This is a genomic window from Acinetobacter piscicola (genome assembly GCF_015218165.1).
Lineage (GTDB): Bacteria > Pseudomonadota > Gammaproteobacteria > Pseudomonadales > Moraxellaceae > Acinetobacter > Acinetobacter piscicola_A.
Genome location: NZ_CP048659.1, coordinates 2396991 through 2422831, shown reverse-complemented (window position 1 = coordinate 2422831; position 25841 = coordinate 2396991). Strand labels below are relative to the sequence as shown.

Sequence of the window (25841 nt, the reverse complement as noted above, 5' to 3'; positions counted from 1 at the left end):
GGTTATACAATTGAGTCAATATCAGGTCATTCAAGACTTATTTGATAGATCAAAGCATTCTCCTGTTTTTGTTGCCCCGATGGCAGGTGTCACTGATCGGCCATTTCGCACATTGTGCAAATACTTTGGTGCAGGACATGCGGTCAGTGAAATGATGACCTCTGATCAAACTTTACGTATGACCAAAAAAAGTTTATATCGTGCCAATTTTGACGGTGAACTTGCGCCTATTTCAGCGCAAATTGCAGGTTCAGAGCCTGAGCAGTTGGCTGAAGCGGCACGTTATCAAGTCTCGAATGGCGCTCAAATTGTCGACATTAATATGGGGTGTCCTGCTAAAAAGGTTTGTAATAAATTGGCAGGTTCGGCATTACTCAAAGATGAAGACTTAGTGGCTCGAATTTTGGATGCAGTTGTCGCTGCGGTCGATGTACCTGTGACCTTAAAGACCCGTTTAGGTTTTTTAAATGGGCATGAAAATATTATGCGTGTGGCAAAACGTGCAGAAGAAGCAGGGATTGCAGCACTTGCTTTACATGGGCGTACTCGTGAGGATATGTATTTAAATACAGCACGTTATAGCTTGATTAAAGATGTAAAAAGCATGCTGTCGATTCCTGTGATTGCCAATGGTGACATTGATAGTCCTGAAAAAGCCAAATATGTTTTGGATTATACAGGGGCTGATGCCGTGATGATTGGACGTGCTGCCCAAGGTCGCCCGTGGATTTTCCGTGAAATCGCACATTATCTCGAAACAGGTGAACATTTAGTCGCACCTGATATTCAGGAAGTGAAAGATGTGTTGCTGGGGCATTTGTCTGAGTTATATGAATTTTATGGTGAGTATTCAGGCTGCCGTATTGCACGAAAACATATTGCTTGGTATACCAAAGGTTTACGTTCAAGTAATGAATTCCGTCAAAATATGTATAAAGTGGAAAGTACAGCAGATCAAGCAAAAGTTGTTGAGGCCTATTTCAATCATTTATTAGAACAAGGAAATATCATGAGTGATGTGCAAGTTGAGAAAGTGAATTTACTTGATGTCTAACTGTGTTCTGTCTTAGCGGATTCTATGGAAGATAGAATGGGAGCATGCTCTCATTCTATAAATGCTCATCTCAGCAAGACGGATTTAATCAATCCCTAAATGCCTTTTCAGTGCAGTGCTTAAAGGATAGATACGTTCTTTGGGCAGCAGTTTTTCTGCATGTTTATATTGTCCATCTTTACGCAACTGTGCCATTTTTCGAACCAAAGGCGTGATGTCATCGATGGCAAGAATTGCCTCATCGTTAAACTTTTGAATCAGAAAACGACTGATGCCGATCTGAATACTACGATGTTCCAGTTTGGCACTTTTCAGATTACGTTCAGGATCCCATTGAACACGAACCTGTGCCTGCTCAAAAAGATCAATCCATTGTTGATCTTTGTGTGTTTGGAATAAGCTCGGATTAGTATGTACGCTTTGAGCAAGTAGACGTTCCCAAAAATATGTTTGATGCGTATGGCAAGAATGTGTTCTTGCCCTGATTGACGTGCCCAATGACTGCGTCCCATTCACCATAGAAATGAGGGTTTAATCCATGTCATTCTGTGAAAGGAAAATGGCGCAACAAATTTCTGATGTTGCACTGCCAGTTGAGCGATCTGTTGATTATAGGCTTGATAGACCGCGATGCTGTCACGATCATATACTGCACGAATTTCATGATATGCAGGCATGATAAATCTCACTTAAACATTGAACCAAGTTTTTGAAAAATAAAAACCGAGTTAAATAAGTGGGAAATGATTTACCGCAAGGCAAAAAATTGGATTTATCATGAGAGAAATATGGTAATAATAAAAATATGTTGTTATTTTAATCAAAATTGTGTTTGTATCAAGATAAATTACAAGTATTGATGACGTGAAAAAATGAATAAAGAGACATTTCAACTTTTTGCCGAATACAATGTATGGGCAACTCAGCGTTTGGATAAGCACTTGGCTGAAATGTCAGATATAGATTTTAATCAAAATGTTGGATTATATTTTAAGAGTATTGCAGGAACTTTAAATCATTTATTATTGGGCGAACATAGCTTATGGTACGCACGTTTTAAACATGGTATTTCACCCATTGTGTCTTTAGACACCATTTTACATACGGAAAAACAGCGATTATTGAATGAGTTGGTACAAAAAGCTCAGCATTGGGTTGAATTTGTCGATGGTTTAGATGACACAAAACTCAAAGGAAATTTAACTTATCAGCGAGCCTCAGGTACACCAATGAGTTTACCTTATGCAGCAACATTATTGCATGTATTTAATCATGGCACGCATCATCGGGGACAGGTCACGGCTGCCATGACAGCTTTGGAATATCAATGTCCTGAGTTAGATTTAGTGTATATGCTGGCGGAACGATATCAGGTCTAAATCCAATTAAGACTTAGACCTGATTGTTGCAATCATCAATTTAAGCTTGATTCATTTCCAAGACCAATTGATTGATTAAATCTTGTGCTTCTAATGGGCGGATTTGAGCAACATTTGAACCTGCCCAAAAAGCTCCATAACCAACCTCACCATTTTGCACAGCTAAAGCATTCAATTGTTTTGCTAAATCATAAGCATAAGGATATGGTGCAACAGGTGGACGATCAGGTAGATCAATAAAGGAAGCCCATTGATTAATTAGACCACGTGCAGGACGTCCTGAAATACTTGCTGTGATTTGGGTAATTGGGTGGTCAAATAATGCTTTGCGATAGGCTGTATTGGCATTAGAGCTTTTACATTGAACGAAAGCGGTGCCGAGTTGTACAGCTTCCGCACCCAAGTTCAGTGCTTGTTTGGCTTGTTGACCGTTCATAATACCGCCCGCAGCGACGACAGGTGTCTGACAGTATTTTTTAATCAGTTGAATGAGATCAAAAGTTTTAATTGCACCATCCAAATCAGGATTAAAAATACCACGATGCCCACCTGCTTCTACACCTTGTGCAATGATGATATCAATACCTGCTGCTTCGATGGCTTTGGCTTCTGCAAGATTGGTGGCAGACACCATGGTAATAATATTTGCATCTTTTAATTGTTGAATTTGATAAGCATGTGGAATGCCAAAATGAAAACTAACGGCTTTGGGTTGTGTCTGCAAAACTAAATTTAAAAAATCATCATTGTCCAGAAAACTAGGGTAAATGCATTTCAAATCTTGTGGCGCTTCTGCATTAAACTTTGCAAATTCAGGTTTTAAATGTTCAATCCATCTTTGATTTGCTGTTTCATTCAATGCTTCAGGCTGATGGCAAAAAAAGTTCACTTGAAAGGGCAAACTTGTCAACTCTTGGGTTTTTAAGATTTGCTCACGAGCAGCACTGACTGAATTTGCCCCTAAACCCAGTGAGCCAAGACCTCCTTGATTTGCCACTTCGGCTGCCAATTCAGGTGTGGAAACACCTGCCATTGGGGCTAAAAAAATAGGGTGCCGGATTCCTAAGCGTTCTAATATATTCATCACTGTGCTCCTTCAAGATATTCCTAAATTAGCTGAACTAGATGAAGGATGGCAAATAATAATCGTTATTTAGTCATGAAATGTTTATCCACTCATACTTAAAATTTAAAACGACACAATACGACGTTCAAAAGATAAGAGAACACATGATCTTGCCTATGAATTTTATAATACATTACCCTTAAGCAAAACAGGTGACAATGTATGTCTGATCGTATCAGTGAAAAATTACAGATTTTAGCTGATGCTGCCAAATATGATGTGTCATGTTCGTCGAGTGGCAGCAATCGCAAAAATAAAGAAAAAGGTTTAGGGAACACAGGCTCAGGTATATGTCATAGTTATACCGAAGATGGTCGTTGTGTTTCTCTACTCAAAATTTTGTTTTCAAATGTCTGTATTTATGACTGTTCTTATTGTGTGTCTAGGCGTTCTAATGATGTGAAACGAGCTTCTTTTACTGTACAAGAGGTGGTGGACCTCACCATTAATTTTTATCGTCGTAATTATATTGAAGGATTATTTCTGAGTTCAGGGATCTTTAAGTCGGCGGATTTTACGATGGAACGTATGCTACAAGTGGTTAAAAAACTCAGACTTGAAGAAAATTTTAACGGCTATATTCATCTCAAAACCATTCCAGGTGCCTCGTCTGAGATTATTCATGAAGCGGGTTTATATGTAGACCGTATGAGTATTAACTTGGAAATGCCGACAGAAGCAGGACTGAAGAAATTTGCACCTGAAAAAACCCATCAAGAAGTTCAAAAAGATTTAGGAATTGTGCGTGATCGTCTCATTCAATTGAAAGATGAGCGAAAAATGATTAAATCTGTACCTAAATTTGTGCCAGCGGGTCAGACCACGCAAATGGTGATTGGTGCACATCACGAAACAGATCAAGATATTATTTTAATGGCAGATCATCATTACAAAGCATTTAACTTAAAACGCGTATATTTTTCAGGTTATATTCCTATTAATGATGATGAAAAAATGTTACCTGCCATTGGCTCAGCGCCCCCATTACTACGTGAAAATCGCTTGTATCAATCTGATTGGTTAATGCGTTTTTATGGTTTTGATGCCACTGAAATTGTCGATGATCAGCATCCTTATTTGGATTTGGATGTTGATCCTAAGCTAGGTTGGGCGTTAAGGCATCCGGAACAATTTCCTGTGGATATTAATACTGCCGATTATCGAATGATTTTACGTGTACCTGGTATTGGTGTACGTTCCGCAAAAAAAATTGTGCAGGCACGGCGGTTTGGTAAAATTCATATTGATCAATTGAAACGTTTAGGTGTGGCTTATAATCGCGCACAACATTTTATTTACTGTGTAGATACGCCGAAATTTTTAAAGCAGCAGTTACCAAGCCAAATTCGTCAACAGATTTTGCAGTCAGGTCACTCGAAATACCAGAAACAACTTTCGCCACAGTTAGGTTTTGGTTTTTAATGACAATTTATATTTTTGATGGAACACTCACGGGACTATTGTGCTGTGTATTTCGAGCATTTCAATTTAAAGAATTTGAGATTGAAATTTGTCATCAAGCTCAATCACAAAATAGCTTATTGGGTGATACCATTGTTGTACCTTCAGATGATGTGCAAGCGCAGCGGGTGTGGCAAGGTTTAAAGCAAAAAATTTCCATAAGTGCATTAAGAAACTTTTATTACACTTTTTTATCTGAAAATGCAGAAGCTTTTCAGCATTTATTCAATTTTAGTGTCTATGTATTTTCATCACAAAAAAATATTGATCAAAATTATGGGCATCCTTCAGTTTTAGCTTTATCAAAATGGGCAAAACAAGTTGGACGTGAAAAGCACCGCATGGAAGCTTTTGTAAGATTTAAAAAGTGTAAAGATGCTTTATTTTTAAGTTTGATTAAACCCGATTTTAATGTGCTACCTTTAATCGAGCGGCATTTTAAAGCCCGTTATCAAGATCAAAAATGGTTGATTTATGATGAGCAGCGTAAATATGGGATTTACTATGATTTAAATGAAATCCATCAAATCCAGATGAATGCGTGTGAAATTGACTCAAATAATATGATTGGATCAAGTCAGAATTTTACGATTGAATTGGACGATGAAGAAGTTTTATATGACAAACTTTGGAAAGATTATTTTAATAGTGTCAATATTCAAGCACGACAAAACATGAAGTTGCATATTCAATATGTGCCAAAACGTTATTGGCGCTATTTAAATGAAAAAATACTATAAATCATAATTTTAATCTGTTAAAAAATGCCCACTCTGATGGGCATTTTTTAATGGCACTGAGTAGCTAACATCCGCTGAGTTTGGTTGGCAGGGGTTTTTCATTTGGAAAGAACGTCGGGCGCAGTTTTACCCCGACACTATTGCCTATAAATGCAAAAACGAGCCATAGCCAACCATGTAAACTACCTGATGCAATACCACTAAAATACGCACCAATATTACAACCATATGCCAAACGTGCGCCGTAACCCAACATTAAACCGCCGAGTACAGCAGCAAGTAATGAACGTTTTGGAATATTTAAATTTGGTGCAAATTTTCCAGCCAAACTTGCTGCAAGTAATGCACCAAGCATGATGCCAAAATTCATCATTGAGGTGACATCAAACCACAGGGACTGTGTTAAAGCTTTAGCATTTGAAGCTTGTTGCCAATATGCCCAAGATGCGACATCGACACCTACAAAACTTGCAGTTTTTGCAGCCCAAACAGCAAGTGCAGAGGTGACACCCCATGGACGACCCGCCAATGCTAAGGTAGCAAAGTTAAGTAAAGTGAGAATAATACCACCCCACACCAAAGGCCAAGGTCCACGTAAAAAACGACGAAAGCCGCGTTGCTTGGTTTCAGGTTCTGATTCCAATTGACCATGACGTTTTTTCTCAACATAAATTGTAATTGCAGCAATGATAGAAAAAATGACAAGATTCAGTACAAGCGCAGGTATCACTCCCAAACTGTGTACCAATGAAATAGGTGCAAGATGAGGTAGATTAAACCACCAATCCAAATGCGATGTTGCGATCAAAGAACCTAAACAAAAGAAGATGAGTGTGACCACCATACGTGCGCTACCACCTCCTACCGTATAGAGTGTACCAGAAGCACAGCCACCGCCGAGTTGCATGCCGATCCCAAAAATAAAAGCACCGATCATGACGGAGATAGACACAGGATTGACATTGCCTTTGACAGGATTGCCAAATAACTCTCCTGCACCAAGTGCAGGGAAAAATAATAATACCGCTACAGCAAGCATGATCATTTGTGCACGTAAACCACGTCCACGGCGTTCGTTTAAAAAGACACGCCAACTGGAGGTAAAACCAAAAGAAGCATGATATAAGGTCATACCTAAAGCACCGCCAATTAAAAATAACAGTGCTTGTGTGGTACCAACAACATGATAAGCACCTAAGGTGCCTAAAATGATAAGAATAAATGCGACCCAAACCGAAGAATTTGATCGATCGGATTTCGCTGCAACAATAGACATGGGAGTAGTAAATATAACGAATTGAGTGAGCGTATTTTAAGTGATAATTATGTGATTAATATATTGAATAATCACATATTATGAAGTATTTAATTGAGAATATCTGATGGTATAAATAAGATATTCTGATAATAAAATGTTTTACAGTGGAGTGACATCAAATAAAGAACCGATCCACATGGCAAAGAGCATAGCAATTAATCCCCAAACCGTAACACGGGCACTACCACGGAACATCGAAGTACCTGCAAAATAGCTAGATAACGCACCTAAAATTGCTAAAGAAAGAATGCCCACAACCATTACAATTTGTGCCATCCACTGTTCAGGACTGAGGAGTATTGCTAACATTGGACATAGCGCACCCAATGAAAATGAAAGTGCAGAAGAGCCTGCGGCTTGCAATGGTTTGGCTGTCGTCATTTCATTGATACCAATTTCATCCCGAGCATGGGCTTCGAGGGCATCTTTTTCACTCAGTTGTACTGCAACTTCATGTGCAAGTTCAGGCGTTAAGCCTCGTTGGATATAAATTTGAGTCAGTTCCTTAAGTTCATGATGAGGATTTCTGGCTAACTCTCTTGCTTCAACAGCTAAATCTGCTTCTTCAATATCCACTTGAGATTTAACTGAAATATATTCACCTGCTGCCATTGAGGTTGCACCAGAAATTAGACCTGCTACACAAGTAATAAATAGTGTTTGTGCGGATGCACCGCTTGCTGCCATTCCAACAACTAAACTTGTGACGGAAATGATGCCATCATTTGCCCCTAAAACTGCGGCACGAAGCCAACCTGCGCGTTGGATTAAATGATGCTCATGATGGGGGAGATATGACATAGTATATATTCAAATGAGAAATATTCTTATCAATATAGTAGAACACACATAAAAATCAAATACTTTATTCGATTTTGATCATAAAAAAACTCCCGCAGGAGTTTTTTTATTGTTGGAATGATTTTAGTTTTTAGCAGCTTCTTTTACATTTGCAGCACCTTGCTCAACTGCACCAGCAGTTGCAGCAGTTGCATCTTTTGCAGCATCTACAGTAGCATCAGCAGCATGAGCGGTCGCCGTTGCAGCATGATTTGCAGCATCAACAGTTGCGCTTGCAGCATTGTCTACAGCAGTTGCAGTTGCGTTAGCAGCATTCTCAGTTGCATTTGCAACATCGTGACCTGCTTGTTGGGCAGCATTTTCTAAATGTTCACCAGTTGATGCACCTGTTTCAGGTGCTTTGTCTTTATTACAACCCACAAGTGCAACGGTAGCAGCAAGACCTAGAGCAACAAGTAATTTATTCATTTGTTTTACCTTCTTAACCTATTATTTTTCATCCAAACATATGGATATTTTCAATATAAACAAAATAATGAGAAATGAATATTAAAAATTGTTAATGTCGCAAAAATATAAAAGCTCTTCATTTCTAAAAATAAAGAGCTGATTGATTGGATTATGCTGTAACTTTGAAAATATTATTGTCCTGAACGAATGATATAATCAAATGCAGACAATGCTGCTTTCGCACCTTCACCTGAGGCAATAATGATTTGTTTATAAGGAACAGTCGTACAGTCACCTGCAGCAAATACACCTTTGACATTGGTTTCGTTACGATCATTGACGACAATTTCATTGCGGTTTGAAAGTTCAACTGCTGTGTCTTTCAAGAAGTCAGTATTTGGTAATAAACCGATTTGTACAAAGATTCCAGCCAATTCAATCGTTTTGATCTCATCCGTTGCACGATCTTTGTATTTCAATGCAGTCACTTGTGAACCATCACCAACCACTTCAGTTGAAAGCGCATTCATAATCACAGTGGTATTTGGTAAGCTGTTCAATTTGTCTTGAAGCACTTGGTCTGCACGTAATTTAGTATCAAACTCCACTAACGTGACATGTTCAACAATACCAGCAAGGTCGATTGCTGCTTCAACACCTGAGTTACCACCACCGATGACCGCAACACGTTTACCTTTGAAGAGTGGACCGTCACAGTGAGGGCAGTAGGCAACACCACGTGTTTTATACTCTTTCTCACCAGGAACATTCATTTCTCTCCAACGTGCACCTGTAGATAGGATCACAGTTTTCGATTCAAGTTTAGCACCATTTTCAAGTTCAATTTCGACTAAACCATTGGCAGTTTGGTCTGCACCAACAATATGTTTTACTTTCTGTAAGTTCATGATGTCCACACCGTATTCACGGACATGGGCTTCCATATCAGCTGCAAATTTAGGACCTTGTGTTTTTTGCACTGAAATAAAGTTTTCAATGTCCATAGTATCCATCACCTGACCACCAAAGCGTTCAGATACAACACCTGTACGGATCCCTTTACGCGCAGCATATACAGCGGAAGTCGCACCTGCAGGTCCACCACCAATCACGAGTACATCAAATGCATCTTTGGCATTTAATTTTTCTGCATCTTTTGCCGCCGCACCTGTATCCAATTTAGCAACAATCTCTTCCAATGTCATACGACCTTGGCCAATGTGTTCACCATTTTGGAAGACCATTGGTACAGCCATGATTTTGCGTTCTTCAACTTCATCTTGGAAGAAAGCACCATCAATCATAGTCGCGGTTGTACCTGGGTTATTGATCGCAATCAAGTTCAATGCTTGAACAACATCTGGACAGTTATGGCAACTTAAAGATACAAATACATCAAAGTTTGCTGTTAAGTTTAAACCTTTCACTTGAGCCAAAATTTCATCTGAAACTTTAGGTGCATAACCAGAGACTTGTAATAAGGCAAGAATTAAAGATGTGAACTCATGCCCCATTGGTAAGCCAGCAAAATATACACGTGGTTGCTCACCAACTTTCGCGATACCAAAACTTGGTTTACGATCATTTTGACCATCAAAACGTGCAGTCACTTGATCAGATAGTGCAGCAATTTCTGTCACCAATTCTTTAATCTTGTCTGATTTATCAGAACCATTTAAAGAAGCAACAATTTCGATTGGGCTTTCGAGACGCTCTAACAACGTTTTTAATTGAGCAGAAGTATTTGTATCTAACATGCTAACAATCTCCAAGGGAGTAAATTTATTCATTGAGCTTATAGTAAGCTAAAATCATTAACAGGTAAAACAGTTTGTTTTTATTTTAATAATCTGTTTTTTCGATTTTATTTTAATTGTATTTTAATTTTATATAAGTGAAGTAATGATAAGGTACTTATGTTTATTTCTTCTACATAATTGTGTTAGAAAAGTAGAAAAATAAATTAATTTATTTTAATGTGCTCATAAAGAGCAGAAAAAAATAACTGAAATTTACTAAAATATATGTGATAAATATATTTTAAATTACAAAATATGTGATATATTTTGCATTAATTGGGGCGAATAATAAATTAACAACTTAATCATGGAAAAAAAATCTATGAAAAGTGTATTAATTTAAATAAATTTATAGGTGGATTATGTTAGATGTAAATCTATCAAGAAAAATTCCAGAAGACTTTGCAAAATATGGGGAACAAAAAATCCGAGAACTGCTGAACAGCGTTTCTGGTGTGGATTTTGTGATGCTGTGTTCTTCAGATGGATTTGAGATAGCCTTGGCAAATAAAAAAAATGTGGCTAACTCAAGTAAAATTGCGGCAGTTAGTAGTTCTATTTTAGCGATGGTCACCGCATTTATTTCTGAAATTAATCTTGTAGGTTGTCAAACGATTACGTTGGATGCTGATAATGGTAAAGCACTCTTAACGGCAGTACCTCATGCGCAATATCCAATGGTTTTAGTATCCTTAACATCGAAAGATATTTTAATTGGACAGATGTTGTATGAAACCAAAGAAACTGTTGAAAGTTTGGTGAAATATTGAATTTTATTCAATGTTTGTATGAATGAATGTGTGGACTAAAAAATTTCAAAATAAACTATATACAGACAGTTATATATTGATATAGTAGTTAAAAATTAAGTAGAGATAAAAATTTAATATTGATGTGGATAACATTAAAGAAACTCAATATTAGTTTTTAAGAAAGAGCTCGATTAACGATCGAGTGTGGATCGCTGTAATGATATTGTAAGAATATCACTATAGCAAAATAACATGTTAAACAAGAAAACAATGGGGAATCCTATGGCTCGTATTACTTTAGAACCTTTATCAGATATTGATGGTTTTGTTTGTGCTGCACTCGTTGACAGTGAAAGCGGTTTATCACTTGCAACAGCAGGTGCAGGAATTGATTTAGAACTAGCTGCTGCTGGTAATACAGAAGTTGTTCGTGCTAAACGTAAAGTTGCAAAAGCATTAAAATTAGATGACCAAATTGAAGATATTTTGATTACTTTAGGTAAACAATATCATTTAATCCGTCCTTTAGAAACAAATGAAAATCTATTCCTTTATTTGGTATTAGATCGTTCTAAATCAAACTTAGCAATGGCTCGTCACGAGTTAAAAGGTTTTGAAAAAGAATTAGATTTCTCTTGAGTTAGAGTTTCAAAAAATCCGCTCTCGTAGCGGATTTTTTGTGATTAAAATTTGTATAGCGTAATGCTTAACTTTATACTGACCTTTTATTAAGTAGTGAAGGCACATGGAACAGGGTATTTATCGTCATTATAAGGGCAAGCTATATCAAGTATTGCATGTTGCACAGCATAGTGAAACACAAGAAAAATTGGTCGTTTATCAGTGTTTATATGACGATTATTCGATTTGGGTGAGACCGCTTGATATGTTTAAAGAAACTGTCGAATTGGAAAATGGTCAAATCGTCTCTCGTTTTGAATTCTTACATAAAGTCTAAGCATTGCTACAAATTATTTGCATAGAAAATACTTGAATAACAGGAATTAAATATAAGGTATAGTTGTCATTGGAATGACGTAAATAATTGAAATAATACGAATAGAAAAGATGAGGATGATCTGAATATGAGTTTAAGTAGCCCATTTTTACAACGATTAAATGAGTTATACCAATCCTTTATCAAATTTGATGCTACGCAATGTGAGCGTATCAAGCGTTATCGAAATATAGAGCCAGAGTCGGCATTATTTCTCGCCATGCAGATTCGAATTCAGCAGTCTAAACGTATTTTAGAAATCGGCACGTCGACAGGTTATTCAACTTTATGGTTAGCAGATGCAGCACAAGTTACAGGGGGAAAAATAACAACGCTTGAAATTGAAGAATGCCGTACTGAACAAGCCAAGAGTTATGCAAAAGAATTACAGGTCGATGATGTTATTGATTTTTGGGTAGGAGATGCAGAACAGTTTCTAGCCAATGCAGCAGAAAAATATGATTTTATTTTATTAGATGCGGAGCGTGAGGCATATCTAAATTATTGGGTATATTTGCAAAAAATGATTTCGGAACAGGGCGGCGTGTTGATCGTAGACAATGTGATTTCACATGCTGCTGAAGTAAAGAGTTTTATTGCTGAAGTCAAAAAAGATGAACGTTTTATGACTACGACTTTGCCAATTGGTGCAGGTTTATTTGTGGTGACATTTAAAAAGTAAAAGTTTGAACTTATAACATTGCCAACTTTAATTTTATTCAGTTGGCATCATCGAGATCAGGGAAGGAAGTTCCCTGATCTATTAAAAAATAATGATTTGAATAAATGTATAAATTATAAAATCAAAAGCCTTTTAAAATGTAAGTCATATTCTAAATATTTATGTACAAAGGCTGTTTTATCACTACATCGAAGTAAATTATCATAAATAAATTCTGGTACAGGATGGTAAAGTTCACCAGAACCATTGTTATAAAAAATTTTCAAATACCGCGAAGAAGCATTGTACTTCCAAGAAGTCACGGTAATCATTGATCCCATAAGCAACCCCTTCATTTCTGATTGTTTTTACAGAAAAATATTTTCTGTATACGTTGAAAGTAGTCTATTTGAATCAATGAATGTATTGCAGATTTGTAATAAAAAAGCTTCGTATTCATTGATGGAATACAAAGCTTAGTAAAATATGGAAATGAATTTATACTCCCATAGTTGCTGTCCACTTTTGATTCATTTTACTTAAATCAAACTCCATTGTTCGATAAAGTTCTTGTGGGTTGAATAAACTTCGATCTTCAGGTAATTGAACAAGAATAGGAAGACGTGTAATCCAATTTTTCCCAGTTGGGAAAGCATAATGCCGCTCTTTATCATTAAGTGAGATCAGAGACTCAAACTCTAAATATACTGTCATCGATGGGTATTTTTTAGGGATACGTACAATTTCAAAATAAGTATTTTCTTTTAAAGTAAAAGTCTGATGTTTTAAATCATCAAGTTGGGCCTGAACTTTAGCTTGGTTATTTAATATTTTGCTGAAAAAAGAGTTTTCCTTTTCTTTTAAACTTCTTTGTTTTTCTTTGATTTCTGTAACTAGAACTTTATTTTGATCAAGACCATCTTTACAAACTGTCTTGAGTTGAGCAATAGGCTCAGAAATCAATTCTATTGCTTTAAGCCAGTCTTCATCTGTTGAAACTACAAAAACATCATATTTACGTTTAGAAATGAGAGTGAGATATGCTGTTAATCGCGCTGAAAAAAGATCAGCTTGCTGATCAAACATAATTGCTGGTTGGCTCTGAAAATCTTTGTAATAACTAATAATATCTGCAAGTAATTGACGCATACTAATAAATAAATATTCTGCTTCATCGTTATTTTGCATGATATGACGTAGAGCATTTTCTAAAGGTTCTAAAATATTGACACTCAACATCTGCTCAAAATCCCACAAACGTTGTTGTACCACTTTTTCAGCAATAAGTCCTGATGCATCAAGAGGTTGAAATAGAAGAGGGAAAAGATGGTTAACACTATATAGTTCAAACTTATCAATTAAGTCAATGATTTGTTGGGAAATAAGTTTTTCTATTGTAATAATCCGAATGATTTGTTCTAAAAAAGTCGTGGTAGCATTATTGTCTTGAAGCTGTGTTAAGTCAAAAGCAACGCCATTTAAGTAAACATTATGAGAAAAAGCAATTTTTTCTTCTAACAAGAAACGACGGATTGAAAAAGGATTTACATTAAGGTCACGACTAGGTGCGAGTGCAAAAATAAATTTGGAGGTTTTGACGACTTCAAGTTGGCGAATTTTTTGTTCTTTCAGTAAATGTTCGTTAAATAATGGATGGGATTGCCCTTTTAAATGACGTGGACGTAATGTTTTGAACCAAAAACCTAATAACTGTTGTTTAAGATAGACTTCTAAAATAAACGATTTGACGCATTCTAAAGTTAAATTTCGATAATTTGGAGGAATAATGAGTTCAGATTTATTTTTGATAATAGCACCAGCTGCATAAATAAATTCTTTTCGAATGCTTAATTTTAAACGTTGTAATTCAATATTTTCTTCAACATCAATTTTATCAATTTGATTAAGAATACTTTCTAAATAATCCGCAACTTCTATGACACTGTTATATTGCTTTAATTGTTCTAGAGACAGTAAAATTTTTTGAGCAAGAGTTTTCATGCCTGTGTGAGGGATTTGTTTAATAATACTTTCTAAATCATTTCTTATATGGTGGGAGAAACGATGTTGTTCACGATCCCAGCGAATATCTTTGGGTTGTAGAATTTGTTGAAAAATATTTTCTTGATCTTTTGGATCTATTTTGGTGAAAATGGTTCTTAAGTTATCTTCCCAATACATATCTAATGAAGGATCAATTTGTATAACAAGTGTTCTCAGTTGAAAAGGGATATAGTTTTGCATAGGGGCTTAGGAAGCTAAAGAGGATTTTCACGGAGTAGTTTAAGCAAATTGAGGTACAAATTATTGTGCCGATGATTGAAGCGATACTCCGTCTCTTTAAGATGCAGATAAAACATTTTCTTGTCAATTCCATTGAATTTAATTAAACGCTTTTTTGCATATCCCCAAAATGATTCAATCCCGTTTATATGCCGATCACCACATGCAAACTCATTGTTGCCATGATTAACACGTAGATGTTTATTGAAGCCCAAATCTACCAGACCATCATAACCACGCCATCCATCAGTATTAATCACTGAGTCCAGCTCAATATGACCTCTGACAATCCCTTGCAGCGTGGCTTTGGAGCAATCGGGTATAATTTCTGTGTAGACATTACCTTCTCGTTTTAACAGTCCAAAAACGATAGTTTTTCCTGAAGCACCACGTCCCCGTTTACCACGAACACGACGTGCCCCAAAGTAAGATTCATCAAGCTCAACCACACCTTCAAAAGGAGAAACCTCTTCACAAGCTTGGGCTATTTTATGACGAATTTTGATGAAGATCGAATTGATGGATCGGACAGAAATATTGGTTAATTCAGCGGTGTCTGTAGCAGTAAAATCCATGGCAAAAAAGTGAATAATCTGTCTGAATTTCGCTTCTGTAATTTTAGAACGTAAATAGTATCTATTTTTATGTTTCATATTAGGAAGTTACCATATAATTTAGATATGTTTGCTTCCTAAGCCCCTTGCATATTATCTAAGATCTTATATATGATATTTAACTAAAATATGGAAACAAAACCAACTATTTTGGTTGTAAATAAATTATACATTTATTCAATATTTTCTGTACAGTATGTTAGGGTAGTATTTAATTATTTATAACTAAAAAACTGTAATAAAAATAAATGATATTCACTTTTAGTTATAAATAATTTTTGAAGTATTAATTCATTGAGTTTTTAATAATAATGACATCATTGTTAAACAACTAGCTTATAAAAATACTGGTTTTTTATTCGCTTATTTAAAAAATATAAAGGCCTAACACCGATCCAATGACGAGAACGTTATGCTTAAAATAATTCAAAAACTCCCCTAAAAGCGTAGTTTTTTATGAGTTCAATCTAATTCATTCAAATGAATAATTAGATTTTACCTGTCTAGTCGATTGAAGGAGCTAAAGTAGCGTTGTCTTTTTTCCATTGAGTAGGGCAACTTCACTTGAATGTATGTACAACACTAAACTATTTTTAACTTTAAAAAATAGTTTAGAAATATCACGACAGATACCAGTTTATAATTTGCATTGTTTGTATTTACATTGACTATAGATCAGTTAATGACTTGAATTTACCGTTAAAGTAGTCACATTGGGTGTTTTTTTGGTAAAGGGTAAATGGTTAAAAATAATATTCAGTAAGATAGCACTGAGACAAGCTGAACTGATGCCAGAATGCAGTAAAGTTTTGACCCAAGTTGGAAATTGTGCGTAAAATTCATGATTTATAATCGGAATCATGCCAATTGCAAGTGAAGTTGCCACAATAATGAGGTTTTTATGATTGTCATAGTCGACTTTTGCCAGCGTGCGGATTCCACTTGCAGCAACAGTACCAAATAACACAATGCCTGCACCACCTAAAACAGGTAGTGGAATGGCTGCGACTAAACGTCCAACGATGGGTAATAAACCTAAAACAATTAAAATACAGCCTGCTGTCGCCACAACAAAGCGGCTTTTAATGCCTGTAATTGCAACTAAACCTACATTTTGTGCAAAAGCTGTTTGCATAAATGAACCGAAAATAGGGGAAATAGCACTAGATAACATATCAGCACGTAAGCCATCACCGATGCGTTTCGCATCTATTGGAGTGTCTACAATTTCTCCAATGGCAATAATATCTGCTGTGGTTTCAGTCATAATGACTAAGGTGACGATCACCATGGCTAAAATGGCAGAAAACTCAAACACAGGTGCACCAAAATGAAAAAAACTGGGTAAGGCAAATACTGCCCCAGTGGTGACATGTGAAAAATCAGCAAAACCTGTCATATAGGCAAACAGTGTACCCAGTACAATGGCAATAAGGATCGCAAGGCGGCGTAGAATTTGGTGTTGAAGCATACTAAAAATGATGACAATGGCTAAAGTAAGTACCGCTAAGCCGACATTGGTCGGATCACCCCAATTCGCAGCTTGAGGATTTCCCCCCATAATCCAGCGAATGGCAACAGGGATCAGTGAAATACCAATCATGGTAATCACACATCCAGTCACAACAGGAGGGAAAAACCGAATAATTTTTGCGAAAAAAGGCGTGAGTAATAAGCCAATGACCGATGCGATAATCACGGCACCAAAGGCAGATGCAAGTCCACTACCTGTGCTGACAATGGCTAAAATTGTGGCAACCCCTGCGAAAGAAACCCCTTGAACAATTGGAAGTTTTGCACCAAAGTGTTTAAAACCAATCGTTTGTAGAATTGTTGCAAGACCACCTACAAAAAGTGCAGCAGCAACCAATAATCCAATTTCTGTTGCATCTAAACCAGCAGCCGAACCAATGATTAAAGGTGGAGCAATAATACCGCCATACATGGTTAATACATGCTGCAAACCATACATGATATTTTTGTGCATGCCTAAATTTTCATGTTCAGCACTGAGGCTATTCTCATCGTGAGTTTGTGTTTTATCGTGATGCATGGGGGAGTTCCTTAAATTTAAATCATCATTTTTCCGCTGAGTTACAAGAGATTAGCTACCACGGTAAGTGGAATAAGAGAATGGGCTGATTAATAACGGGACATGATAATGTTGCTCAATGTCTTTTACATAAAAATCGATACAGACTTTCGGGTAAAAACTGTCCACATTTAAAGATTGGAAATATGCTGCAACTTCAAAGCATAATTGGTAACTGCCACATGGTGTTTGATCGATTTGAAATGTCTGAATCCGACCATCAGCATTGGTAAATTGTTGATCAACTAAAGTACTTTGATCGGCTTGAATGTAAAATAATTTCACTAAAACTTGCGGCGCAGGCTGACCCAGAGAAGCATTTAAAATATGTGTACTGATGGTTAACATTTATTGAATCTCCTGTTTTAAGCGCAACATTGCGATTTCAGTCAATTGTTTTTTGACTTCAACTTGTTCTTTTTCAAACGTATTTTTTAACCTGTGTTGTAGTGCTGATAATATTTCCTGTCCAGTACGACCAGCAGCTCGTATTAAAAAAATATGTCCAAATTTATGCTCATACGCTAAGTTACCTTGATAAAGTGCTTGTTGTAATTCTTCATCTGTGCTGACCTGAGCTTGCTCATGTTGAGAAAATTGTTGTTCTTTTTCAGATAGCTGTACTGCTGCTTTTTTTTCGCCAATGCGGGGATGTAGTGCCAAAGCTGCCGCAATTTCCGCCCATTGCCAAGTTAAGGCATGTTGGTCAGCAGTTTGATATAACTGTTCTAAAGCCGCATAAGGTCGCTGATCGCTAAGATCTGATATCCAACGCGGAATATGTACGCAAGCTTTTAAAACAATGTGAGCTTCATGGGCTTCGAGTTGATTAAATGTTTCTAAATGCATATTTGTTCCACTTCGACTTATTTTAATGTCTGACAGGTCAGACCAGATATTTTAAATACGCAATGACTATGCCATTTTGAGTGATCATTGATTTTTAAGATCGGTAGAATGATGAATCAATCGAGTGGATTACCCACAATATTACTGATAATACCTTGCATAATATGATTGCCTTGTTCTTGATATAAAGATTGATACCATTCTTGGGTTATTGCTGGGTCTTTCATGTGGGTAACATCACAGCGTTTACGTGCTCTTAAAACCATTTCTTTTGTACGATCATTACGTTTATTCTGATAACGAGCCAAAGTATCTTCCAGTCCAAAGGTATTGATTTGTAGGGCACGTGCGAGATAAATCGCATCTTCCATCGCTTGGCAACCTCCTTGACCAATATCAGGTGTTGTGCTGTGAGCTGCATCACCGAGGAGTACGACACGATCTTTATAGAAATTCATAAAAGGTTCGATATCATGGATTTCGACACGGTTGGTTTTTTGTTCATCTAAATGATCAATCAATGTTTGTACAGGTTCACACCATTCAGAAAAATATTTTTTTAAATCTTGTTTGTATCCTTCACGCTGATTGGGTTGTCCAAGTTCAAGAGGAACATCAAAGAAGAAATAAAAACGATTTTGTGCTACAGGCATGAGAGAGACACGCTTTCCTTCGCCAATAAATGTCGTCCATTGTGTGGCAGGAGCAATATTTTCATTGATCTCAACTAGTCCATTCCAATTGACATATCCTGCGTAGCGACGCTCAACTTGATAGCCTAGGACAAATTGACGTGTGAGTGAATGTGTACCATCTGCACCAATGAGTAAGTCGGCTGTGATCTCTGTACCATCTTCAAAATGAATATTGACATGGTCGGGATGGGAGGAAATATCTGTCATTTTCATTCCAAGCTGAATGTCATCAAGCCCAAAATATTGCATCAATAAATGTTGTAAATCGGCTCTAGCCACAGGATAGGCACGTTGTCCAACTTCTTGATATAGCGGTGTTAAACTAAATTGAGTCATGGTTTTTTGACTCAGTCCATCCACATAGGCGAGTGTATCCATTTGCCCACCTAAGGCCTGAATTTGATCGGTTAAACCCAAATAATTGAGGCATTTCACCCCATTAGACCAAAGTGAAATCGCAGCACCAACAGGTAAAATTTCTGCGGCTTGTTCATAAATAGTGACTTGATGCCCAAATTTTTTTAAGGCAATACCTGCGGTTAAACCGCCCATTCCTGCACCAATAATCGCAATTTTCATTATTTAGACCTTCAATCATTATCAAAATTTCTAAACAGTATTAAGCGAGAAGCGTGCCAATTTTTAATCACTGGTTTTACTGGTCTTACCAGTAAAATTGCCTTATGACGAAGCAGAAAATTTGAAATATGGACTTACTGCTCAAATTTTGAAGCAAAAAAGTGCATGTTTTAGGGAATGAGGTGAATTGAGTAATTGCGGATTATATTGTGTTGTCGTAGCGTGAAAAATATACACCTGCTCTTTGAGCTGCACCAATAATATGTGCTCGCATGGCTTTTTCAGCAGCTAAACCATCTTGTTGACATAAGGCTTGTAAAATCAACTTATGTTCTTGAATGGTTTTAAAAGCTAAATTGGCTTGAGTAAACGGTAAAATTTGACTTTTTTTAATGTGATCGATGTGTAATTTAAGGGTTTGAATAATAGTCTGGTTATGACTTAACTCAATTATATATTGATGAAAAGCATAGTCATATTCAGATGCTGCCTGCCAATTTTTCTCATGAATAGACGCTTCAAGTCGTTGCTCATATTGCTGAAGTGTCGCTTTGTCTTGCTCACTTAAATATTCACAAGCAAGTAACGCACAAAAACTTTCGAGAATATAGCGTAATTGATAAAAATCTTTGAGTGAAACAGGATATTCAAGATCCCATTGTTCAGCCATTTGACTATGCTGAGCAATCACATAGACCCCTTTACCTGCTTTGATTTCTAATAAACCTAAAGCGGCTAAACGCGTTAAAGCTTCTCGTAATGAGGCACGACTGATGCCAAACTGAGTTGCAAGTTCACGTTGAGCAGGCAATGCAGCGCCTATAGGGTAAATGCCTTGTTGTATACGTTGGTGAATAAGCTCCACAGCTTGCTCAGTGACCTGAGATGTTTTTCCATTGAGCACGGCGTGTGGATTTATCATACATTTAGCCTAAAATTTAAATAGCATGATTATTCTACACAAAATTTAAATCAGTATTGATGGGCACGATAAAAAATAAATTTTTATAACAGGTCAGACCAGTTGGACTAGATTTTGCATAACACAATGAAAATAACGTTTAGGACTGACCTATGACTGTGCATATTGCAAAAGCGATTACTTTACCTACGCATTTACAGAAACTTACCAATCTTGCCGATGAGCGTATTGGTGCAACCATTGTCAGTTGTTCTGATGAGTTTTTTGCGCAAGCAGAAAGAATATTACACAGTGCATTGCCGCAATTTATTGAGGGGAAATACGATGCGCATGGTAAATGGATGGATGGTTGGGAAACACGACGCAAACGAGAAGCAGGTTATGACTGGTGTATCGTCCGTTTAGGTGTGACGGGGATGGTGTCAGGTTTTGATATCGATACTTCATTTTTTACAGGCAACTATCCAGCTTCGGCATCGATTGAAGGCTGTTATGCACCTGATGGTGCGCTCGAAGGTGCAAAATGGATTGTCTTATTAGAAAACTCAAATTTATTGCCTGATCAGCACCATTTTTTTGATTGTGTGCCACATAAAATCACTCATATTCGGCTCAATATTTTTCCTGATGGTGGAATTGCACGTTTAAAAGTGTACGGCAGCGTGGTGATGGAGCATGTAGATGTGACACAACAAATTGATTTGATCGGGCTGAAAAATGGAGGACGAATCGTGGCCTTTAGTGATGCGCATTTTGGGCATCCGAATAATTTACTCAGCCCTGAAGCTGGATTAAATATGGGAGATGGTTGGGAAACCAAACGACGTAGAGCTCCTGGATTTGATTGGTGCATTATTGCTTTGGGGCAAGCAGGACAAGTTGAAAAAATTGATATTGATACCGCACATTTTAAAGGCAATTTCCCCGCATTTTGTTCGATTCAAGCCGCTTATGTCGAAGATGCAACGGATGCGCAATTGGTCCCACAAAGTATGTTTTGGTCATTTTTACTTGAACAACAACCGTTAAGTATGGATTGTGTGGCGGAGTTTAGTACCGAAATTTTACAGCAGAAAAAAGTAAATTATATTCGGGTCAATATGATTCCTGATGGTGGAATCAGTCGTATTCGTTTATGGGGAAGGGTTCAGTCCTGATTTTTGTGCATGGATCACCTTACTTCTAAAGTGATTGAAAATAAAATGAAAGAGCAAAGGCAGATGATTGAAAAGCAAATCATAATACAGCGCTTAACTCAAGAAAAATTTGCGCAATTTGGTGATGTGATTGAGATCCAAGGAAATGATTTTTTTCCAATCAATCAAGGTTTAACCGAGCGCTATCATGCTTTGGCATTGGCAAAAATAGTTGGAGAAAATGCTGAGGTTGGCATGAGTATTTTCCGCAATTTACACGTCACCCAGCTTCCTTTTCAAGTTAAAATGTTGGAAAGGCATCCTTTAGGTTCACAGGCATTTATTCCTTTGCATCAACAGCCATTTATTTTGGTTGTTGCCCCCTGTTTAAATGATAATCAACCTAATGAACAACAGATTCAGGCATTTATCAGTAATGGGCAGCAAGGTGTGAATTATCATGTCGGTGTTTGGCATCATCCTTTGATGACGTTGGAGTGCCCAAGTGATTTTTTGGTCGTTGATCGAATTGGGACAGGACAAAATTGTGATATTCATTCATTATCACAACCGTATTGGGCAGTAGATGTAGTAGATATTGAGGCATTACAAATATTGAACAAGTAGGTTCTTAAATCATCCCCCGTTTATCTGTACTCGCTCATCATTTTTGAACACGGTTTAATACATGTTATAAAGTTGTATAGCGGCATGTTTCAAATGATTTATTGCAAAAAAATACCGACTTCAAGCACACGTCTTGAAGTCGGTATTTTTATTTCGAGCCTAAGTTCATTCATCTGTAGCATCGGCTGAATATGGATGATATTGATACCAATGTTCTGCAATCTCTTGCCGAGTGCAAATCCAGACATGTTGATGACTTTGGATATAGTCTAAAAACTTTTGTAAGGCTTTAAAACGGGCAGGGCGACCTAAAATCCGACAATGCATTCCGATCGATAGCATTTTCGGATGCGTTGCACCTTCTGCATATAAAACATCAAAAGCATCTTTTAAATATTCAAAAAAATCTTCACTGCGATTAAAACCTGTCGGTGAAGCAAATTTCATGTCATTGCTGTCTAAAGTATAGGGAATAATCAGGTGTGGACGAGTGCGCCCTTGTTGATTACAGAGTGTTGTCCAAAAAGGCAAGTCATCACCATAATAATCACTATCATATTGAATATGATGATATTCAGCCAATAATTGACGTGTATTGGGACTATCACGACCTGTATACCAACCTGTGGGCATTTCACCAAATAGTTCCGTTAAAATTTGTATCGCTTCAGCCATATGGGCTTGTTCAGTTTCGATGTCAATATTTTGATAATGTAGCCAACGTAGTCCATGTGAAACAACGTCATATTGGTGCTGTTTAATGGTTTCGACCACACGAGGGTTACGTTGTAAAGCCATAGCAACAGCAAAAATTGTTAATGGCAGATTGCGTTTGGCAAATTCTTGCTGAATACGCCAAAAACCAACACGTGAACCATATTCATAAATTGAATCCATCGACAGATGGCGAGCAGGGTAGCTTTCTACACCACTCATTTCAGATAAAAATTGTTCTGAACCTTCATCACCATGCAAAATATGTTTTTCCCCACCTTCTTCATAGTTGAGAACAAATTGGACGGCAATTTTAGCTTGGTTGGGCCATTGTGCGTGTGGAGGATGGTCTGCATAACCGATCATATCTCGTGGATATTTTGCGGATTGATGAATAGTGTTTGGAGCGTCTTTCATAGCAATGCCTTAAATTATGCTGTATTCACGTCAGAAAAGGATCATCTGAAATGAGGTTATTGAATGTTTTGATTTCATGCATAAAGATCTAAAGTTAAATATTTATGTGATTGGGTTGAGTCAGGAAAGCTGGGTTTCTTGTTGAAAATACTGCTGTATGTGCGATTTGAGTACTTCCATGTGTTCAATGCTTTGATTCATCATGATCTGAGAAATTTTGGAAAGTTGCCGTTTTGGTGCAACGCATAATGCAACTGTGATCATGTGTAGACCATTTTCAGAGATTGGACGAAATATAAATTCACCTTGTTCAATATAAGGATCAGCATCGAGATAACTCATCATGCCGATGCCTAAATTTTGTTTGAGTAAAGAAATCATCATGCGAATATCGTTACATTGGATTTTATGGGGCGGATTAAAATCGTGCTTTTTATATAACGAAACCACTAAGTCATGAATAATCAAGGGAGCAGCAGGTAAAATATGTGTGCATTCCAAGATATCTGAAAAATAGATTTTGGCTTTGTTGGCTAAAGGGTGCGATTTGGGAATGAGAAATCCCAAGGGTAATTCGATAAAACTATTGATTTGTAATTGATGTTGCTGTTTAGGATTAAGAATGATGCCAAAATCCAGCTCAGCATTCATGACAGCATGCGCAACTTGGTCACTTTCCATGACATGAATATTGAAATTAATCCACGGATATTGTTGATGCATGGAATGGATGACAGTACTGATAAAACTGTCACTCATTGCTGAAATAATGCCAAAATCGATGGCACCACGTTGTAAACCTTGTATTTCATTTAAACGTTTTTGGGTGATTTTAAAATCTTTTTGCCAATTTAAAACATCTGCAAATAAAAGCTCTCCGGCCAAAGTCAGTTTGAGCCCATTCGGCAAGCGTTCAAATAATGCAATGCCTAACTCTTCTTCAGCTAATACGATTTGTCGATGTACCGCGGAAACAGAAATATAAAGTTGATCGGCTGCTTTACGTAAGCTCCCTGTTTGCGCAACCACCATAAAATATTCAGTAAAGCGGGAAAAAGGCAGTACCATCATTTTTCCTTAAAATAAATCTTTCTCATCAAGTACTAAGCAATTTTAATGCCTGAGTGTTCTGATTTTTAGAATGAATCATATAAATCATTCTAATAGACGAAAATAAGGATGTATTCCACACTGCTCAATAGAACAAATATCTTTTAAAAGAGCCAATTTATGAATGCCATTCCGATGCTTCAGCTTCCGAACAAACCTTGTCATAGCCAGTTTAATGATCAAGATTGGTCAATATTGGCGCAACATTGGTATCCTGTGGCTCGCGTGGAAGATGTCAGTCAGCAACCGCAGCAAGTGACATTATTGGATCTGAATTTGGCGCTATATCAAACTGAAAATGGTCAGATTTATTTGGTTCGTGATATTTGTCCTCATCGCGGTGTCCCTTTGAGTAAAGGCTGGGTCGAAGGTGAGACGATTATTTGTCCTTATCATGGTTTACATTTTGATGAAGCTGGAAAATGCATCAAAATTCCAGCTCAACCTGAACTCACCAAGATTTCTGAACGTTTTTCACTGAGCAAATTTCCAGTTGTGATCAAATATGGTTTGGTTTGGACCAGTATTTTAGGGCGTGATGAAAGTTTGGCAAATTTACCCGTGCTAGATACGTGGGAAGCAGAAGGACATCAAGCGATTTTACCGCCATATGTTGATATTGCAGGTTCGAGTGGACGCCAGTTGGAAGGTTTTATTGATGTTGCGCATTTTGCTTGGGTACATCATCAAGCTTTTGCTGATCGGGAAAATCAAGTTGTCCCTAAATATTCAACCGAAAGGACGGACTATGGTTTGCATACGAACTATGTGAGTAATGTGAGTAATTATCCGCATGGCATGCAACATTTAGCACCTGAGGGTTTTTTATGGGAACGCATTTTTGATGTTTATCCCCCATTTTCGGCAGTATTAACAGTACATTTTCCTCATCACGGTATTTTAAAAATTTTAAATGCGTGTTGTCCTGTATCGCATAATAAGACACGTTTATTTGTACCTTTAACCCGTAATTTTGATACAACAGGTGATTTACAGGCAGTTTATGACTTTAATGCGCAGATTTTTGCTGAAGATCAAGAGATGGTTGAAGCTCAAAAGCCTGAAGAGTTACCTTTAGACATCAGTATGGAGGCGCATTTTGAGGCAGATCGTTCTTCTACCATGTACCGCCGTATTTTGGCTGAATGGGGTTTGAGTAAAAATTATACAGTTTAAAGCTGAGTGGGTAGAATAAATTTTCGTGCTTGTCTTTAAATGTATAGTGCAAAATAGATTGAGTTCAATAAAAAACCACGCTAAAAGCG

Annotated in this window: 28 protein-coding genes; 11 read left to right on the top strand and 17 right to left on the bottom strand. The window is 37.1% G+C overall.

Features of this window, described 5'->3' with window-relative positions; translation table 11 throughout:
• The first annotated feature begins 28 nt into the window (after positions 1-28).
• Positions 29-1054 (top strand): tRNA dihydrouridine synthase DusB, encoded by a 1026-nt coding sequence (dusB, locus tag G0028_RS11930; RefSeq protein WP_373687881.1) that lies wholly within the window; start codon positions 29-31, stop codon positions 1052-1054.
• Between the two features lie 84 nt (positions 1055-1138).
• On the opposite strand, the gene G0028_RS11925 is transcribed toward dusB, so the two are convergent.
• Positions 1139-1552, bottom strand: a complete 414-nt coding sequence (locus G0028_RS11925; protein ID WP_257222224.1) for a DUF4291 domain-containing protein — start codon at positions 1550-1552, stop codon at positions 1139-1141.
• Positions 1553-1566: 14 nt separating this feature from the next.
• Complete coding sequence (locus tag G0028_RS21215; protein ID WP_257222223.1) at positions 1567-1731, bottom strand: DUF4291 domain-containing protein; 165 nt, start codon at positions 1729-1731, stop codon at positions 1567-1569.
• A gap of 195 nt (positions 1732-1926) precedes the next feature.
• Here G0028_RS21215 and G0028_RS11920 point away from each other — a divergent pair, with 195 nt between their 5' ends.
• Entirely contained in the window at positions 1927-2433 is a 507-nt protein-coding gene (locus G0028_RS11920; protein WP_174492417.1) for a DinB family protein, read from the top strand.
• A 40-nt stretch (positions 2434-2473) separates the two neighbouring features.
• On the opposite strand, the gene G0028_RS11915 is transcribed toward G0028_RS11920, so the two are convergent.
• Positions 2474-3517, bottom strand: a complete 1044-nt coding sequence (locus G0028_RS11915) for an NAD(P)H-dependent flavin oxidoreductase (RefSeq protein WP_180045653.1) — start codon at positions 3515-3517, stop codon at positions 2474-2476.
• Positions 3518-3721: 204 nt separating this feature from the next.
• On the opposite strand from G0028_RS11915, the gene G0028_RS11910 reads away from it, so the two are divergent.
• Together G0028_RS11910 and G0028_RS11905 are read left to right on the top strand one after the other, a co-directional pair.
• Positions 3722-4981, top strand: a complete 1260-nt coding sequence (locus tag G0028_RS11910) for a putative DNA modification/repair radical SAM protein (protein WP_174492419.1) — start codon at positions 3722-3724, stop codon at positions 4979-4981.
• Positions 4981-5760, top strand: a complete 780-nt coding sequence (locus G0028_RS11905) for a TIGR03915 family putative DNA repair protein (protein WP_130073202.1) — start codon at positions 4981-4983, stop codon at positions 5758-5760. The genes G0028_RS11910 and G0028_RS11905 overlap by 1 nt, the downstream gene beginning before the upstream one ends.
• Positions 5761-5824: 64 nt before the next feature.
• Here G0028_RS11905 and G0028_RS11900 read toward each other — a convergent pair whose 3' ends face one another.
• The 4 genes from G0028_RS11900 to ahpF form a co-directional block, all read right to left on the bottom strand.
• On the bottom strand, positions 5825-7036 hold the full coding sequence (locus tag G0028_RS11900; RefSeq protein ID WP_130073203.1) for a YeeE/YedE family protein: 1212 nt from the start codon (positions 7034-7036) through the stop codon (positions 5825-5827).
• Positions 7037-7177: 141 nt separating this feature from the next.
• Entirely contained in the window at positions 7178-7879 is a 702-nt protein-coding gene (locus tag G0028_RS11895) for a VIT family protein (protein WP_180045654.1), read from the bottom strand.
• Positions 7880-8002: 123 nt separating this feature from the next.
• A complete protein-coding gene (locus tag G0028_RS11890; RefSeq protein ID WP_174492422.1) occupies positions 8003-8347 on the bottom strand; it encodes a hypothetical protein in 345 nt (114 codons plus the stop codon).
• Positions 8348-8520: 173 nt separating this feature from the next.
• On the bottom strand, positions 8521-10086 hold the full coding sequence (gene ahpF, locus G0028_RS11885; RefSeq protein ID WP_180045655.1) for an alkyl hydroperoxide reductase subunit F: 1566 nt from the start codon (positions 10084-10086) through the stop codon (positions 8521-8523).
• 404 nt (positions 10087-10490) lie between these two features.
• Here ahpF and G0028_RS11880 point away from each other — a divergent pair, with 404 nt between their 5' ends.
• The 4 genes from G0028_RS11880 to G0028_RS11865 all read left to right on the top strand — a co-directional run bounded on the left by G0028_RS11880 (position 10491) and on the right by G0028_RS11865 (position 12559).
• Positions 10491-10898 (top strand): roadblock/LC7 domain-containing protein, encoded by a 408-nt coding sequence (locus tag G0028_RS11880; RefSeq protein ID WP_130073207.1) that lies wholly within the window; start codon positions 10491-10493, stop codon positions 10896-10898.
• A gap of 264 nt (positions 10899-11162) precedes the next feature.
• The gene (locus G0028_RS11875) at positions 11163-11519 is read left to right on the top strand and encodes a roadblock/LC7 domain-containing protein (RefSeq protein WP_130073208.1); all 357 of its coding nucleotides are present in this window, start codon (positions 11163-11165) and stop codon (positions 11517-11519) included.
• Between the two features lie 106 nt (positions 11520-11625).
• Positions 11626-11838 carry a DUF1653 domain-containing protein gene (locus G0028_RS11870; protein WP_130073209.1) on the top strand — a complete coding sequence of 71 codons (213 nt, stop codon included), beginning with the start codon at positions 11626-11628 and terminating at the stop codon, positions 11836-11838.
• Between the two features lie 127 nt (positions 11839-11965).
• The gene (locus G0028_RS11865; RefSeq protein WP_174492425.1) at positions 11966-12559 is read left to right on the top strand and encodes an O-methyltransferase; all 594 of its coding nucleotides are present in this window, start codon (positions 11966-11968) and stop codon (positions 12557-12559) included.
• Between the two features lie 113 nt (positions 12560-12672).
• On the opposite strand, the gene G0028_RS11860 is transcribed toward G0028_RS11865, so the two are convergent.
• The 8 genes from G0028_RS11860 to G0028_RS11825 form a co-directional block, all read right to left on the bottom strand.
• The gene (locus G0028_RS11860; RefSeq protein ID WP_180045656.1) at positions 12673-12879 is read right to left on the bottom strand and encodes a KTSC domain-containing protein; all 207 of its coding nucleotides are present in this window, start codon (positions 12877-12879) and stop codon (positions 12673-12675) included.
• Between the two features lie 157 nt (positions 12880-13036).
• On the bottom strand, positions 13037-14782 hold the full coding sequence (locus tag G0028_RS11855; RefSeq protein ID WP_180045657.1) for a hypothetical protein: 1746 nt from the start codon (positions 14780-14782) through the stop codon (positions 13037-13039).
• Positions 14783-14796: 14 nt separating this feature from the next.
• A complete protein-coding gene (locus G0028_RS11850; RefSeq protein ID WP_180045658.1) occupies positions 14797-15474 on the bottom strand; it encodes an IS1595 family transposase in 678 nt (225 codons plus the stop codon).
• Positions 15475-16114: 640 nt separating this feature from the next.
• Positions 16115-17488 (bottom strand): nucleobase:cation symporter-2 family protein, encoded by a 1374-nt coding sequence (locus G0028_RS11845; protein WP_180045659.1) that lies wholly within the window; start codon positions 17486-17488, stop codon positions 16115-16117.
• Positions 17489-17539: 51 nt separating this feature from the next.
• Positions 17540-17875, bottom strand: a complete 336-nt coding sequence (uraH, locus tag G0028_RS11840) for a hydroxyisourate hydrolase (protein WP_180045660.1) — start codon at positions 17873-17875, stop codon at positions 17540-17542.
• Complete coding sequence (uraD, locus tag G0028_RS11835) at positions 17876-18376, bottom strand: 2-oxo-4-hydroxy-4-carboxy-5-ureidoimidazoline decarboxylase (RefSeq protein ID WP_180045661.1); 501 nt, start codon at positions 18374-18376, stop codon at positions 17876-17878.
• Between the two features lie 116 nt (positions 18377-18492).
• A complete protein-coding gene (gene hpxO, locus G0028_RS11830; RefSeq protein ID WP_180045662.1) occupies positions 18493-19650 on the bottom strand; it encodes an FAD-dependent urate hydroxylase HpxO in 1158 nt (385 codons plus the stop codon).
• Positions 19651-19852: 202 nt separating this feature from the next.
• The gene (locus tag G0028_RS11825) at positions 19853-20569 is read right to left on the bottom strand and encodes a FadR/GntR family transcriptional regulator (RefSeq protein ID WP_180045682.1); all 717 of its coding nucleotides are present in this window, start codon (positions 20567-20569) and stop codon (positions 19853-19855) included.
• Between the two features lie 155 nt (positions 20570-20724).
• On the opposite strand from G0028_RS11825, the gene alc reads away from it, so the two are divergent.
• Together alc and G0028_RS11815 are read left to right on the top strand one after the other, a co-directional pair.
• Positions 20725-21729 carry an allantoicase gene (gene alc, locus G0028_RS11820; RefSeq protein WP_180045663.1) on the top strand — a complete coding sequence of 335 codons (1005 nt, stop codon included), beginning with the start codon at positions 20725-20727 and terminating at the stop codon, positions 21727-21729.
• 63 nt (positions 21730-21792) lie between these two features.
• Positions 21793-22335: an ureidoglycolate lyase gene (locus G0028_RS11815; protein ID WP_174492431.1), complete on the top strand. Its 543-nt coding sequence runs from the start codon at positions 21793-21795 to the stop codon at positions 22333-22335.
• Positions 22336-22500: 165 nt separating this feature from the next.
• On the opposite strand, the gene puuE is transcribed toward G0028_RS11815, so the two are convergent.
• A complete protein-coding gene (gene puuE, locus G0028_RS11810) occupies positions 22501-23466 on the bottom strand; it encodes an allantoinase PuuE (protein WP_180045664.1) in 966 nt (321 codons plus the stop codon).
• Between the two features lie 120 nt (positions 23467-23586).
• Positions 23587-24534, bottom strand: a complete 948-nt coding sequence (locus G0028_RS11805) for a LysR family transcriptional regulator (protein ID WP_180045665.1) — start codon at positions 24532-24534, stop codon at positions 23587-23589.
• A gap of 162 nt (positions 24535-24696) precedes the next feature.
• Here G0028_RS11805 and G0028_RS11800 point away from each other — a divergent pair, with 162 nt between their 5' ends.
• A complete protein-coding gene (locus G0028_RS11800; RefSeq protein WP_180045666.1) occupies positions 24697-25752 on the top strand; it encodes an aromatic ring-hydroxylating oxygenase subunit alpha in 1056 nt (351 codons plus the stop codon).
• Positions 25753-25841: the final 89 nt, after the last annotated feature.